The organism is Acinetobacter sp. YH01005 (assembly GCF_013420465.1).
GTDB classification, from domain to species: domain Bacteria; phylum Pseudomonadota; class Gammaproteobacteria; order Pseudomonadales; family Moraxellaceae; genus Acinetobacter; species Acinetobacter amyesii.
Genome location: NZ_VOYA01000008.1, coordinates 177,310 through 192,743 on the forward strand (window position 1 = coordinate 177,310; position 15,434 = coordinate 192,743).

The following is a 15,434-nucleotide window of genomic DNA, read 5'->3' on the forward strand; positions in this document are numbered from 1 at the left end:
GAATTAAATCTGAGGCGAAGATACTGCGTACAAGGAAGTGCTAGAAGGATTAAGCAGTTTCATTTTATCTTAAAACACAAACTGCTATACAAGATTATTTGAGCGTAGGTATTAATCGTTACGCTTTCTGTTTGGCTTTTTGGCGTAAGACATACAAATATAAGCTTTCTACTTTTTCATGTGCCCAAGGTGTAGTACGTAAGAATCGTAGTGATGATTTAACGCTTGGATCTATGCAAAAACATCTAATTTCAATTTTGCGGCTTAAGCCTTCAAAACCACCGTAGTAATCCAATAATTCATCCAAGATGTCAGCAAGTTTTTTGCCGTGTAAAGGGTCATTGGAGGTGCTCATATTAGATCAATCATATTTTGGGAGACCATTATTATAACCTGAGCGAGTTGAAAAAATGATAGGGTTTGAATTTAAACATCAGGAACGTCAGATTCGCCAATTGATAAGATTCTGATTTCGGCATAACGTATATTATGTTCATTAAGATACTTCACTGGAGAGATTAACATTGTGCTAAATCTCTCCAGTGAAGTTGCGCCAACGTGGTAGCGGATCTAGGGCGCAATCTCTGATATCTTATTTAACATAATATATATTATACGAAATAGCATAATTAAGACTTTGATATTTAATATTTTTTAATTTATTGGTGCTTAAATCTTTCATCTGTGTAACAAACTTGATTTGTTGCTCTTACACATCAAACATATTTTGTGCCGCCAAGATCCTACGCAATACTGACAATATTATTTGTCCTGCCACAATCCTTAGACAAAAAAAAGCCATAACAATTGTTGCTATGGCTAGTTCACATGTATTTCTATATTTAAATCAGTCTACTGTTTTCCTGATTGTTGATTTAGGAAGATTTGATTTCCTCACTACTAAATACTTTAGTCTTTTGCTCTATTTGATCTGGCTTTAAAAATGAAGATGCAATAATCGCAATCACTGCAAAGCCTGAAATATAGGCAATAATTAAATTTGGGCTTCCATCACCAATACTTAGCAATTTCGTCGCGATTAATGGTGCTAAACCGCCACCTAGCACGCCTGCAAATTGAACTGAGATTGAAATACCGCTATAACGTATTTCTGCTGGAAATTGGCGTGAAAATAACTGTGACTGCGGTGCATACATCAAAGGAAAAACCACACCAATACCAATCACAATGGCCGTCCAAACCAATACAGGATCCTTGGTATTTAACATCGCAAAAAATGGATAGCTGTATATAGCCAATACGCATAAACCAAATCTAAACATGTTTTTTTGCCCAACTTTATCAGACAAATGCCCAAAAATTGGCGTAATAACCATGATGACTGCAGCACCACAAATCGTTGCAAACAAGATATCTTGTCGAGGAATATTTAGCTGTGTGGTTGTATAAGCTAAAGCAAATGTCGATGCCAAATAGAACCAAGCATTTTCAGCAGCACGAGATAAAATAATCGTAATCAACTGCTTAGGATGATTTTTAAACACTTGTTTTGCTGGAACTTTAATTGTTTCGGTTTGAGCTTTAACTTTTTCAAAGTCTGGAGACTCAGGCACCTTTACGCGAATATACCAACCTACAGCCAGTAAAATAATGCTGGCTAAAAATGGTAGACGCCAACCCCAGCTAAAAAGTGCTTCTTCAGGCAACATTGAGACTAGACCTAAAGCCACCGAAGCGAGCAATAAACCACCACCTGTACTTGCTTGCGGCAAACTTCCCCAAAAGCCTTTTTTACCCGCTGGCGCATGCTCTACCGCCATGAGGACTGCTCCGCCCCATTCTCCACCCATGGCCATGCCTTGTATAAATCTTAAAATAATTAAACAGACCGTTGCCCAATAACCAATGGTTTCAAATGTCGGTAACAACCCAATCATCACCGTTGGAATACCCATCAACATTAATGTGACCAATAACATTGATTTACGACCAATTTTATCGCCAAAATGGCCAAAAACAATTCCACCAAGTGGTCGACCAATAAAGCCTACAGCATAGGTAGCAAATGCTGCCAATACGCCAGTTAAGGGATCAAGATTTGGGAAAAAAAGTCGATTGAAAATGAGTGCTGCGGCAGCACCATAGATAAAAAAGTCATACCATTCGATGGTTGTACCCACCATGCTGGAAATACCCGCTAAACGATGCGAGGACTTAGCTGGTGGAGCTGTGTTTCCCTGTACATTTTGCATTGTTATCTTCCTTATTCTGCAAGATATTTCTATATTGCATTTTCACGATGCTTGATTTGTATGATGATTTTCTTCTTGAAAATCAATATTTTTAGATCTTATATGTGTTTAATTTACGCTGAGTCACTTATTCATATCGAATAAGAAATTAAGTATGAATATTGACCAAGGGTTTGAACCGTGAAAAGTTTTTTAAATCACTGATTAAATAGATATTTCCTCCAATATTTTGTCTAAAGTCGGACTAGACTGTTGCCACTTTGGCTGCTTGTCTTTATCCACAATTAATGCGCGCACACCTTCGACAATATCGCCATGTTGAAACCAAACGTCTTGTAAATGTCGTTCAATTTGCATGCATTGCTTCAGTGAAAGACCTCGACCTAAATGTTGGAGCTGTAAACTGATCCTTTTTGCGATTGGAGACCGTTGTTCCAAGGTATTGCGTATTTTTAACGCCCACGCTTGAGCATCATTATGCTGTTCATTTTCAAGACTATTTTCAATGGCATCAATGCTCTCAAAACCAAAATGCTTACGAATTAAATCTGCATTTTGACTGAGTTCACTTTCCGCTGGTCGAGTAATATATTTCGCAATCAATTGTTCAATATTTTCCTTGCTTAGTTGTTTAGAATTTCTTAAATCTTCTTCTAATTGAACAAGTTGCTCACTCGGAACATGGTAGTCAATCAAATCTAGGTATAACGCATCGCTGGCACTGATTTGATCGCCCGTAGTTGCCATGTACACACCAATATCATCCAAACGTGATAAAAAGTGTGTCGCAGCCACATCTGGGAAAAATCCAATGGCAGTTTCAGGCATGGCAAATCTAGACTTTTCGCTGCTGACAAGCACATGACATGCTTGGGCTAAGCCAAATCCACCGCCAAGTACATAGCCATCGAGTATGACAATAATGGGTTTTTCATACGCACGAATGCTATTCAGCATTTCATACTCAGCTTGAAAATAAGCTTGATGATCATCTTTACCATTCATATAACTATCATAGAGATAGCGAATATCTCCACCTGCACAAAATGCTTTGGGACTATTTGAGCGAATAAGTACAGCATGAATATTAGTTTGATCAGCCCATAGTGCTAATTGCTGTTGAATCCCTTGGATCATTTCTAAAGACAAGGCATTTAAACTTGCCACGCGATCTAAACTGATTTGGCCTAAATGCCCATGTTCTTCAATCATTAAGTTATTTGTACTCATATCCATATAATCCTTTTTTATTTTTAATTGTTTTTAAAATTGGCTTGGCGCTTTTCAACAAATGCTTGCATGCCTTCTTTTTGGTCTTGAGTTGCAAAAATCGAATGGAATGTTCTACGTTCAAAGCGTAAACCTTCTTGCAAACTGACTTCAAATGCACGGTTAATTGACTCTTTGATCATCATGGTTGCGACTACAGATTTTTCGGCTATTTTTTCAGCAGCTTTTAAGGTCTTTTCGACCAACGCCTCTTTAGGGAAGACTTGAGCAACTAAACCACTCTGCTCTGCTTCTACTGCGCCCATTTGTCTCGCAGTCAGACACATTTCCATTGCTTTGGCCTTACCAATAGCAAGCGTTAAACGCTGTGTCCCACCTATCCCTGGGATTACTCCCAAAGTCACTTCTGGTAAACCGAATTTTGCATTATCGGCACAGTAAATAAAGTCGCACATGAGTGCTAACTCACAGCCTCCACCTAACGCATAACCACTGACAGCTGCGATTAGAGGTTTACGGCGCTGAGCAATTCGATCTGCCAGATGAAAAAAATCATCCAAATAAATATTTGGAAAACTCAGTTCAGCCATTTCTTTAATATCTGCACCAGCGGCAAAGGCTTTTTCTGAACCTGTAATAACCATACAGCCAATGGAAGAATCTCTGTCTAAATCATCTAAGGCCAAATTAAGGTCTTGAATTAATGTGCTATTTAATGCATTTAAGGCCTGAGGACGATTTAAAGTAATAAGTCCAACACCATTGTTCTTTTCAAGCAGAATCGTTTCAAATTGCATGTAATATCCCTATATATGTTCAATATTCATGAGTAGGCTTCATATCTGAAGCCTTTTCATTTAAATGTCTTAATGACAACGTTATAAGCTGCGGGCAATTACTAAACGTTGGATATCACTCGTACCTTCATAGATTTGGCAAATACGTGCATCACGATAAATACGCTCTATCGGGAAATCTTTGAGATAGCCATAACCACCAAAGACTTGTAATGCTGCGGAGCAAACACGCTCAGCCATTTCAGATGAAAAAAGCTTGGCCATAGACGCTTCATTTAAGCAAGGTTGTCCTGCTTCTTTTAAACGTGCCGCGTGATAGACCAATTGGCGTGCAGCTTCTATTTCTGTTGCCATACTTGCCAATCGGAACGCAACTGCCTGATGTTCAAAAATTGGTTTACCAAAAGTAATACGCTCTTTGGCATATCGGGTTGCTTCTTCTAATGCTGCACGTGCAAGACCAACTGCTTGCGCCGCTATACCAATACGACCGCCTTCTAGATTTGATAAGGCAATTTTCAAACCTTCACCTTCTTTTCCTAACATCAGGCTTTCATGCACACGCACGTCTGTGAGTGCAATTTGGCAGGTATCTGAGGCATGTAATCCAAGCTTTTCTTCAGTACGAATCACTTCATAGCCAGCTGTTTCACGAGGGACAATAAAAGCACTCAAGCCTTTTTTCCCTGCACTCGGATCAGTCACAGCAAAGACAATAATGACCCCTGCATTATGTCCAGAGGTAATAAACTGCTTAGCACCATTAATCACCCATTCATTGCCATCTTTGACTGCACGAGTTTTAATGGCAGCAGCATCTGAACCCGTATGCGGCTCAGTTAATGCAAATGCCCCGATCATTTTGCCTTGTGCTAAAGGCACTAAATATTTCTGCTTTTGTTCTTCTGTGCCAAATTTAGCAATAGGAACACAGCCTACCGAGTTATGTACACTCATAATGGTTGAGGTTGCCCCATCTGCCGCGGCAATCTCTTCTAAAGCCATAACATAGGCAAGATTACCTGTATCTGAACCACCCCATTCATCTGATACCAACATACCCAATAAACCCAGTTCTCCCATCTGCGCTAAAGCCGCTTTGGGAAAGGTACCGTGTTTATCCCACTCGGCCGCTTGAGGTTTAATTTGTTCCTGTGCGAAACTGCGTGCCATGTCCTGAATTAATAATTGTTCTTCGGTAAATTGCATCTTATCTTCCTGTACATCAATCAATTGCTTTCATCCAGTTTGAAAATGACTAGAACTGAATGAAAGCTTGATTTTGATCCTGATTGTTCGGCATTCATTTAGAGTTAATCGTTGCGTCATTTAACTTGCATGCTGCGTAGATTGTTTTGCAATCTCTTGATTTCTTAATAAGAAACGCTGAATTTTTCCGCTTGGGGTTTTCGGTAGTTCTTGAACGAACTCCACCAGTCGTGGATAAGCATGTGCAGATAAGCGCTTTTTCACAAATTGCCCCAGCTGCTCTGCTAATTCTTCTGACGGTGTGACATGCTCAGCTAAAATCACAAAAGCTTTTACAATTTCTGTCCGATCAGGATCAGGTACACCGATGACTGCTGCTTCAATCACTGCATCATGCTCAAGTAAAGCGCTTTCTACATCAAATGGCCCGATACGATAACCTGATGTTGTAATAACATCATCATTACGACCAACGAAGCTCATACTGCCATCTGCGTGTAATTCTGCGGTATCACCCGTGAGGTAATAGTGCTTTACAAAGGGTGACTTACGACTTTCTTTATAGCCACCAAACCACATCATCGGTGATTGACTAATATCGACAGCCAGTACACCCGGTGTACCTGCAGCCAGCTCTTGTCCTTGTTCATCAACAACCGCCACGCGATATCCTGGACTGGCATAACCTGCTACACCTGCGCGAATATCATGTTGTAAACCATGATGATTACACACCACCATACCGACTTCAGTCTGCCCATAATGGTCAAAGATCGGTGCATCTAGGACTTGTTTAAACCAGCGGAACACTTCAGGATTAAGCGGCTCTCCAGCACTACTCACGACTCTAAATTTACCTTTGAGTTTTGCCATTTGTTCAGGATCAGCTGCCATCATCATCCGATACGCTGTCGGTGCGCCTGCAAGGTTCGTCACTTTGTAGTCATCTACGATCTGACACAAACTATCAATGCTAAAACCACCTTCGTAAAAGAGTGTTGCATGTCCAAGTAAAAGTGGCCCAGTAATTCCGTAATACAAACCATAAGCCCAACCCGGATCGGCAATATTCCAAAACGAATCATCTTCACGTAGCCCTACCGCATTTTTCATATATTGACCAAAAGCGATCAAAGCTTTAAGCGGGACTTCTAAGGGCTTTGCAGGACCTGTAGTACCAGAGGTAAACATTAGAAGAAATGGATCATTGATGCTCTGTAAGACAAATTCACAATCTGTAGACTGTGCTTTGACTTCATCCCAAAAGTTTAAATCTCCCTGTTGTATCCCTTGACCCGCTGGATCTGCAACAGTAACGATTTGAGGACAATGTGCAACTTCATCTAATTTACTGCGATTACCAACATCGCTAATCACCAATTTGCTTTGTGCAAGGTGTAAACGATGTTCAATGGCTTTGGGGCCAAAGGCGGTAAATAGCGGTTGATATACAGCACCTATTCGCCAAGCCCCTAAAATCACCACAAGTAATTCAACTGTACGGGGTAATAAACCCGATACACGATCACCTTTTTGCACACCCTGTGACTTTAAAAAATTGGCAAATTGGCTTGACCACTGTTGCAGCTCTGCAAAGGTATATTGTTCTTTCCGCCCATCTTTGCCCTGCCAATACAGTGCAACCTTATCTTGATCAATCGCATGACGGTCGCAGCATTCATAACATGCATTTAATTGCTCTAAAGAGCCTGATAACATTTCTTTGGCAGCATGATTTAAGTCAAATGCCTTTGCAACATCTTGATAATTCGACATCTTCTCTACCTCAGTCTCAATTTATTGTTATTCCGACACGAGTGTTAGTATTTTTAGCCATCCCTAGGCTAGATTGGTGTTCAAAGCGATTAAGCATCCTTAGGTAAGTATTGCTGCACAATGCTTGAAAAATCTAAGTGTGCATTACCTTGTAAACACAGCTGTTGATACATCTGCTGAACCAGTCCACCTAAAATAATCGGCTGTTTGACTTGTCCTGCGGCTTCTACAGCCAATCCTAAATCTTTCAACATCAACTGCGTTGCAAAACCATCGGTATAGCCACGTCCTGCAGGTGCATTTGCTGAAATACCCGGCCATGGATTACATACATCCGAACTCCAGCAACGTCCGCTCGAACTATTCACCACACCTGCTAAAGCTTGAGGATCAATCCCCAGACGCGCACCGAGCGCCATACCTTCAGCAACGGCTGCCATGGAAATACCAAGAATCAAGTTATTGCAAATTTTCGCAATTTGACCTGCACCCACATCGCCACAATGCACAATGTTTTTACCCATGTGCCCCAATACAGCTTTGGTTCTTTCAAAAGTTTGATCATCCGAACCGACCATAAAGGTTAATGTACCTGCCTGAGCACCAATAGTTCCGCCTGAAACAGGTGCATCACAGATTTTTATCTGATGTGCAGCACCCGCCTCGGCTATATCCTTAATGGTTTGCGGATCAATGGTACTGCTATCGATACATAAGCTTCCTGCTTTCATTACCGCCAATACACCATTTTCTCCCAAGTACACCTCTTTGACATGCTTGGCAGCAGGCAACATGCTAATCACAACATCTGCTTGTTTCGCTGCATCTTCTGGACTTTGGCAAACGATGCCACCTGCTTCAGTAAAATGCTGAATCGCAATTTCGCTTAAGTCGAAACCGTAAACCGTAAAACCTGCTTTGAGTAGGTTTTGGGCCATTTTTCCGCCCATGTTTCCTAAACCGATAAAGGCAATATTCATCCTTGAACTCCTAAATTAACGTAGGTTAATGGTGGTATTCACTTCACCTTTTTCTTGTGTATCCTCAAACCAACGACTGGTGATGGTTTTGGTTTGTGTATAGAACTGAACTGCTTGCTTACCATATGGACCTAAGTCCCCCAGTTTTGAACCACGCGATCCTGTAAAGCTAAAGAAAGGAACAGGTACAGGAATTGGAATATTGATACCCACTTGACCAATATCAATATCGCTTTGGAATGTACGAGCGACTGCACCACTTTGTGTAAATAGTCCAACACCGTTGCCAAATGGATTGGCATTAATCAATTCAATCGCCTGCTCCAGAGTATCGACATGAATAATGGCTAATACGGGTCCAAAGATCTCTTCGGTATAGATGCGCATATCGGTTGAAACTTGATTAAAAATCGTTGCTCCGACAAAGTTTCCTTGCTCATAGCCAATGACTTGAACATCACGACCATCCAGCAACAGTTCTGCGCCTTGTTCTACACCGCTTTGAATTAAATCCAGTACACGTGCTTTTGCGCGAGGTGAAATAACTGGGCCAATATCGGTATTCGGCTCATGCCCTGCATTGACCTTCAGCGTTTTGGCTTTTTCAACCAGTTCATTGACCCATTCTTTACTTTCACCAACCATGACAGCAACCGACAAAGCCATACAACGCTGACCTGCCGCACCGAATGCTGCACCAACGAGGGCATTTAAAGTTTGTTCTTTATTGGCATCCGGCATTACCACCACATGGTTTTTAGCCCCCATCATCGACTGCACACGTTTTCCATGCTGTCCTGCAAGGTTATATACATGTGTACCAACGGCTGTAGAGCCTACAAATGAAATGGCCTTAATAGCTTGATGTGTGCATAAACGATCAACAACGTCTTTACCACCATGCACTACGTTTAATACACCTGCTGGAATACCGGCTTCAATCGCAAGTTCGACAAGCATCATGGTCGATAATGGATCTTGTTCAGATGGCTTTAAAACAAAGGTATTTCCACAGACGATGGCCATTGGGAACATCCACAGTGGAATCATCGCAGGAAAGTTAAATGGCGTAATTCCTGCACATACACCCAAAGGTTGCTGCAAAGTATAGGTATCCACACCACGTGCAACACCTTCTATATATTCGCCCATTTGAAGTGTGCCAACCGAACACGCATGCTCAACGACTTCTAAACCACGTTGAATATCACCTTCAGCATCTGCAAGTGTCTTTCCTTGCTCAGCAGTCAGTACACGGGCAATGTCTTTCATATTGCTACGGATCAGATCTTGTAGCTTCAACATAATGCGCATACGTGCTTGTACGGGTGTTAAGCGCCAAGTTTTAAACGCCTCTTGCGCTGAAGCAATCGCTGCATCCACTTCTTCCATAGTCGCCATTGGAACACGACCCAAAACCTCTTGAGTTGCAGGATTTAGAATGTCTTGCCACTCTGTAGTGTTTGACTCTATAAATTTACCGTTAATTAATAATTTAGCCGTCGCTGACTGAATATTTGACATTGTGTTCATGACCTCTCCATAGGCACTTATTGTTTTGTACTGACTTAGAAAATATCCAAAAGCCTTATATTTATATTTTCCAATTCACTTCAAACTAGCAAAGAAAATTTTGACTACCAATAGAGATTCACGCACGATTGATGTGCAAATATGCACAGGGATGACAATAACAATGAAAGTAGACTGGGATCATTTACAGTATTTTTTGGTTTTGGCTCGTGCGAAAACCCTAACCAATACCGCCCGTATTATCGGTGTTGAGCACAGTACGGTTTCTCGACGTATACATGCGCTAGAACTGGCTTTAGGCACGCCATTATTTAAACGTGAAGCCACAGGTTATGAGCTCACTTTAGACGGTTTGGCACTGGTTCCTCGCGTTGAACAAATGGAACAGGCTTTTTTACAAATCGAAAAACCCAACCAACCTATGCAAGGTCGTGTGCGAATTGGCACACCCGAAGGATTTGGAACAGCATTTTTGACACAGCTCTTGGCAGAATTGTCCAAAAAATACCCTCTACTGACTATTGACCTTATTCCAGTGCCGAAAATGATCAAGCTTTCACATCGTGAAGCAGATATTGTTATTTCCATCGATCGACCGAAATCTGGGCCCTATATCATTACTCGACTAGCAGACTATTGTTTAAAGATTTATGGCAGTAAGGAATACTTAAAAAACACGCAACCCATTCATACCTTAGAAGATTTAAAATCACACACTTTTGTGAACTATATAGATGATTTGGTCTATAGCCCTGAACTGTATTGTTTAGAGCGCTTACCTATTCAGCTCAATGCCAACTTTAGAAGTAGTAGTATTTTGGCACAACAAATTGCCGTGAGTGCGGGTGCAGGATTGGCAATATTGCCCAAGTTTTTGGCCGAGGAAAAACCCGAATTAGAACAGGTCTTGGCGCAAGATGTTCGTTTTGTACATACCTTTTGGATGCTAACCTTAGTCGATTTACAACATGAGCCACGCATTAAATTGGTTTGGGACTTTTTGAGAAAAAGAACCGACCAATATCATAGTTTATTAATGGATTAAGTCAGGATGGCTGCTTCCAAACTATAACTGTTATAGAAATTTAGATGAATGTTGTATCTATGCTTTCAAGCGATATACCCCAATAATCACCTATAACCACTAGGGATTTAGAGTACATCTTATGAGCAATCAAGAGCCTAAAAAACCGCAAAAATATGCAGACAGTGAAATTTCAGATAAGGCCTTTAAGCGTGCCATTATTTGGTTCTCGATCTATGTGCTTTTATTCTGTATTGGTGTAGCGTTTGTCGTTGGTGCAGATAATTCCTATCTACCTTAAACGATAATCTATTCGCTTATTGCAACTCGCTATTGCATGTATATCTTACATTTCATGTTTGCTCATGATCAGTTCATAATGAATTGATCATCAGACCAAATAATTTGGTTTAAATTTGAATTTAAAAAAAGCTTGTAAGTCTAGATTTACAAGCTTTTTGCATTTTTAAAGTGATCAATTCACAGCTATAAACTTAATTAGTCATCTTTATCGCTTATGCAGGACTTTGCTTTTTCACTTGGTGCTGAAGATGCGTTTGGATATATTCACCATAGACCGACATTTTTTCAAAAATATGCTCTGAATAAAACATGTCTTCTACCAAGACTTGCGCACGGTCAAATTCATATAAACCTAATCGTTGTAAAATTTTCGCATTGATAAACGAAAACTTTTGGCATAAATCGATATATTGCTGATCTTTGTCTTTAAATAGCAGCTTTAACATATTGATTTTACTTAGATCAAAGTCAATCGGTTCAGCTTTATCCGCCAAGACATGGATTTCAACATCTAAATATTCAGCGAGCTGTTTTAATTTTTCTAAGTCGATATGTAGATGTGTAATACAAATGATTTTGGAAACTTTCGGATTACATAAGCTATTGATCAAACCAAAATAGAAGTATTCTGCTGGCGATAGTTGTTCTTTATGTAGCTCAATGTAGACATTTAGTCCCGATAAAACATCATCAACTTTAAATGCGCTAAGTTTAGCCTCCGCTTGATAATAACGATTTAATATCGCAACATTTTCAGGGCTTTGCGGTGTAGCGTAGATCACCTTCTGATTCAAATTCGCTAGGATAAATGGTGCAAATAAGAAAGCCGCATTTTCAGCCTTGGCATTCATATGCTCCTGACAAATACTGACATAGCCCACTTGCTGTACTTGACGCAAAATTCGACTGCGTAACAGCACCGCTTCTAAATTAGTATGCTGTTGTTGCAGCAGATGCAGCGTTGAATCTGTCAATGGAACATCCACCAGTAAATGTTGTAACAGTTCTAATTCACTGGCTTTAAACATATTCAACTCCCTAACTTCCATACCATTTGACGCCACAAGTGTTGTGGTCAATGCACCTTATAAAAAATTCAAGCTTAAAACTAGATACAGTGAATTTGAAAAAACATATAACAGTACAGACTCATCTGTTATAAAAATATAATGCACAATTAATTTTACTGATATATTTATAACAGAATTTTGTCTAGTTGATGACTATGTATAAATCGGAACAGCTTGCTCAGCACCTACGTCAACTGATTGAAAATGGCACTTTAAAAGCGCACGAAAAGCTCCCGTCTTTGCGTGAACAAGTGCAGTTGTCCGGCTTTAGTTTAATCACAGTCATGAATGCTTATCAGGAGTTAGAATCGCGTGGCTTAATCTATGCACGTGAGAAATCTGGCTACTATGTGGCGCAAGGCTTAGTCGAAATAGAGGCTGAACAAACTCAAATCGTGTCCTTAAACACACCGGTTGAAATTAACTCACTAGTATTTAAGTATTTAAAATCAATACAAGATGAAAAAATCATTCCCTTGGGATCAGCTTTTCCAGCTCAAGACATTGTTTTTTCTAAAAAGTTAACCCAAATCATGGGGCAAATTTCCCGAAATTCCAAAAGTTACGATGCCATTGATAATCTTCCACCTGGTAATTTAGCCCTACGTAAGTTAATTGCACAGCGCTATTGCATGCAAGGCATTGCCACAGATCCAGAGGATATTGTGATTACCTCAGGCTGTATGGATGCACTGAATCTTTCCTTACAGGCAATAGCTTCACCGGGTGACTATATTGTGTTACAGCAAAATATTTTCTATGGCGCCTTGCAAGCTGCAGAGCGCTTAGGCCTTAAAGTGGTGACCTTACCTGAACATCCACAAGACGGTTTTGATTTAACCGCATTTGAACATATTTTAAAAACTTATCCCGTCAAGATCTGTTGGCTGATGCTGAATTCGCATAATCCTGTTGGCTTCACAGTGAGTGATGAAATCAAGCAAAAAATTGCCGTGTTATTACACCAATATCATGTGCATTTAATTGAGGACGATGTGTATGAGGAAATGCATTATGCCTCTAAGAAGCCCGTTTCAATGAAATATTTTGACCAAAATAATATGGTCTTACATTGCTCTTCTTTTTCTAAAACGTTGGGCGCTGCATTTCGGGTCGGTTGGGTGCATGCGGGTAAATATTCTCAAGCGATTCAACACTTACAGCTTATGAGTACTATTTCCGTCAATACCTTATTGCAAAATGCCTTGGTGGAATTTATTTCAAATTATCATTATGAAAAACATTTACGGGTCTTAAGAAAAAGTCTACAGCAACATAAATTACAGTTTTACCGTTATTTAGAAAGCCGCCTACCGACTGGATGCAAATTACAATATCATCCAAGTGGTTATTTTCTTTGGTTAAAATTACCGGAGAATGTTGAAAGTATGGCAGTCTATGAAGCCTTAATTCAACAGCAGATCGGTGTTGCTCCAGGCCGTTTATTTAACGTATCAGAAGCCAAAACTCAATATATCCGTTTAAATTGTTCCTTTGCATGGAAGGATGAGATTCAACAGGCTTTAGATGCCCTCCTTAGTACAATCTCTGCACTTTCCTCAGATCAGATGAATATTTGACAATTTTTATTGTCATTATTATGCTCAAACAGATATTGTTCAAATACATATATTTGTTGTTGAGATAACACCGAGTTCATTCAACATTTACCAAAATTCAAAAAACAAATGGGTTCGTTCATGGAAGATCAAAAACACAGTCAACGCATACATGCCTTTAGTTCGGATGTACTCACAGATCTAGATGCTGTGGGGATTGCACAGCTCATCAAATCTAAAGAAGCCTCCGTGCAAGAAATAACACAAGCGGCCATTGCACGTGCGGAACAAGTGAACCCGCATCTAAATGCCATTGAACTGGACTGTTTTCAGCGTGCTTTAGAGCAAAATCAATATGTTGAACATGGTCTTTTTGCGGGTGTCCCTTTTTTCTTTAAAGATAATCTAGATTATCAAGGATTGCCCTCACGCCATGGTTCAAAGGCCATCGGTTCAAAACCAGCCGATCGTAATCCTCAAATTAGCCAACAAATCTTAGATCAAGGTTTTGTCGTATTAGGAAAATCCAAGCTCCCTGAATTTGGTCTAAATGCCAGTACCGAATATAAAGATGGCTCAGCCACCTATAACCCTTGGAATCTAAGTTATTCCTGCGGCGCGTCTTCTGGCGGTTCTGCAGCTCTTGTTGCAGCCGGTGTAGTGCCGATTGCCCATGCCAATGATGGCGGTGGTTCAATTCGTATCCCTGCTGCATGCTGCGGTTTGATTGGATTAAAGCCTAGTCGTGGTCGTACTTATGACAGTGAAGCAGCAGGCTCTCTTCCGATTAATATTATCAGTGAAGGTGTTTTAACCCGTAGCATACGAGATACTGCGCATTTCTATGCAGGAATGGAGTCAAGTTATTACAATAAAAAACTGCCACGCATAGGCATGATTCATGGCCCATCTAAACGTCGACTACGCATCGGTTTAGTCCCGCAATCGATTACAGGGCAAATAGATAGCGAAACAACTGCAACCTTAATGCATAGTGCAGCACTTTTGGAAAAATTAGGCCATCATGTTGAAGAACTTCAGTTACCTTTTGCCTTAAGCTTTGTTGAAGATTTTAGTGAATATTGGGGGATGTTGTCCTTTTTACTGAGTACCTTTGGCAAGAAAATTTTTGGTGCTGACTTTAGTCCAAAAGAATTAGATCACTTAACCGTTGGTTTATCGAAGTTGTATAAAAAGAACTTTTATAAAACCCCGCTGTTTCTGTATCGATTAAAGAAAATGCAGCAGCAATATCGTGAAATCTTTAAGCATTATGACGTTTTGCTATCGCCTGTACTTGCACATACCACACCTAAAATTGGCTATTTGTCACCTCAATTACCGTTTGACCAGTTATTCGAACGTATACAGAACTATGTGACTTTTACCCCTATCCAAAATGTGGTGGGTGCGCCGGGTATGTCGATTCCTATGGGAGAAACGCAAAACGATGGACTACCGATCAGTATGCAAATATCAGCCGATGTCGGGGATGAAAAAACCTTAATTGAACTGGCATATGAAATTGAAGATGCTCAGCCATGGCGACGTATTCAGGATATGCCTCGAACTGCTTAACAGCCCATGCAAGGATAAAAAGGGGAGCTGATTGGCCACTGCTGTCCCACAATTTTTCACAAGAGGAAGCTCATTTGAGCTTCCTCTTGTTTTATGGGTATTTTATCGGGTGAAAATAAAGCTTTTAAAGTTCTTCTTTCAAACAAATTCACTTGAATTATT

At 40.2% G+C, this 15,434-nt stretch carries 13 protein-coding genes; 4 read left to right on the top strand and 9 right to left on the bottom strand.

All coding sequences use genetic code 11. The features are described 5' to 3' along the window. Positions 1-118: 118 nt before the first annotated feature. From FTT72_RS08015 to FTT72_RS08050, 8 genes are all read right to left on the bottom strand, one after another. Positions 119-355 carry a VF530 family DNA-binding protein gene (locus FTT72_RS08015; protein WP_168377462.1) on the bottom strand — a complete coding sequence of 79 codons (237 nt, stop codon included), beginning with the start codon at positions 353-355 and terminating at the stop codon, positions 119-121. A 520-nt stretch (positions 356-875) separates the two neighbouring features. Further along, on the bottom strand, positions 876-2,213 hold the full coding sequence (locus FTT72_RS08020) for an MFS transporter (protein WP_180093911.1): 1,338 nt from the start codon (positions 2,211-2,213) through the stop codon (positions 876-878). Positions 2,214-2,417: 204 nt separating this feature from the next. Next, a complete protein-coding gene (locus FTT72_RS08025) occupies positions 2,418-3,443 on the bottom strand; it encodes an enoyl-CoA hydratase/isomerase family protein (RefSeq protein ID WP_180178176.1) in 1,026 nt (341 codons plus the stop codon). Between the two features lie 23 nt (positions 3,444-3,466). Then, positions 3,467-4,240, bottom strand: a complete 774-nt coding sequence (locus FTT72_RS08030) for an enoyl-CoA hydratase (RefSeq protein ID WP_180178177.1) — start codon at positions 4,238-4,240, stop codon at positions 3,467-3,469. An 81-nt stretch (positions 4,241-4,321) separates the two neighbouring features. After that, positions 4,322-5,449, bottom strand: coding sequence for an acyl-CoA dehydrogenase family protein (locus FTT72_RS08035; RefSeq protein WP_180059943.1), 1,128 nt, complete (start codon positions 5,447-5,449; stop codon positions 4,322-4,324). Between the two features lie 120 nt (positions 5,450-5,569). Further along, the gene (locus tag FTT72_RS08040; protein WP_180178178.1) at positions 5,570-7,225 is read right to left on the bottom strand and encodes an AMP-binding protein; all 1,656 of its coding nucleotides are present in this window, start codon (positions 7,223-7,225) and stop codon (positions 5,570-5,572) included. A gap of 89 nt (positions 7,226-7,314) precedes the next feature. Then, positions 7,315-8,205, bottom strand: coding sequence for a 3-hydroxyisobutyrate dehydrogenase (mmsB, locus tag FTT72_RS08045; protein ID WP_180109343.1), 891 nt, complete (start codon positions 8,203-8,205; stop codon positions 7,315-7,317). Positions 8,206-8,220: 15 nt separating this feature from the next. Further along, positions 8,221-9,738 (bottom strand): CoA-acylating methylmalonate-semialdehyde dehydrogenase, encoded by a 1,518-nt coding sequence (locus tag FTT72_RS08050; RefSeq protein ID WP_180178179.1) that lies wholly within the window; start codon positions 9,736-9,738, stop codon positions 8,221-8,223. Positions 9,739-9,901: 163 nt separating this feature from the next. On the opposite strand from FTT72_RS08050, the gene FTT72_RS08055 reads away from it, so the two are divergent. Further along, entirely contained in the window at positions 9,902-10,783 is an 882-nt protein-coding gene (locus FTT72_RS08055; protein ID WP_078190721.1) for a LysR family transcriptional regulator, read from the top strand. Between the two features lie 121 nt (positions 10,784-10,904). Further along, positions 10,905-11,063, top strand: a complete 159-nt coding sequence (locus FTT72_RS08060; RefSeq protein ID WP_168379604.1) for a hypothetical protein — start codon at positions 10,905-10,907, stop codon at positions 11,061-11,063. 214 nt (positions 11,064-11,277) lie between these two features. Here FTT72_RS08060 and FTT72_RS08065 read toward each other — a convergent pair whose 3' ends face one another. Next, complete coding sequence (locus tag FTT72_RS08065) at positions 11,278-12,093, bottom strand: hypothetical protein (protein WP_180109341.1); 816 nt, start codon at positions 12,091-12,093, stop codon at positions 11,278-11,280. 197 nt (positions 12,094-12,290) lie between these two features. On the opposite strand from FTT72_RS08065, the gene FTT72_RS08070 reads away from it, so the two are divergent. Together FTT72_RS08070 and FTT72_RS08075 are read left to right on the top strand one after the other, a co-directional pair. Continuing rightward, complete coding sequence (locus FTT72_RS08070; protein WP_180178185.1) at positions 12,291-13,715, top strand: PLP-dependent aminotransferase family protein; 1,425 nt, start codon at positions 12,291-12,293, stop codon at positions 13,713-13,715. A gap of 120 nt (positions 13,716-13,835) precedes the next feature. Continuing rightward, the gene (locus FTT72_RS08075; RefSeq protein WP_180178180.1) at positions 13,836-15,272 is read left to right on the top strand and encodes an amidase; all 1,437 of its coding nucleotides are present in this window, start codon (positions 13,836-13,838) and stop codon (positions 15,270-15,272) included. Positions 15,273-15,434: the final 162 nt, after the last annotated feature.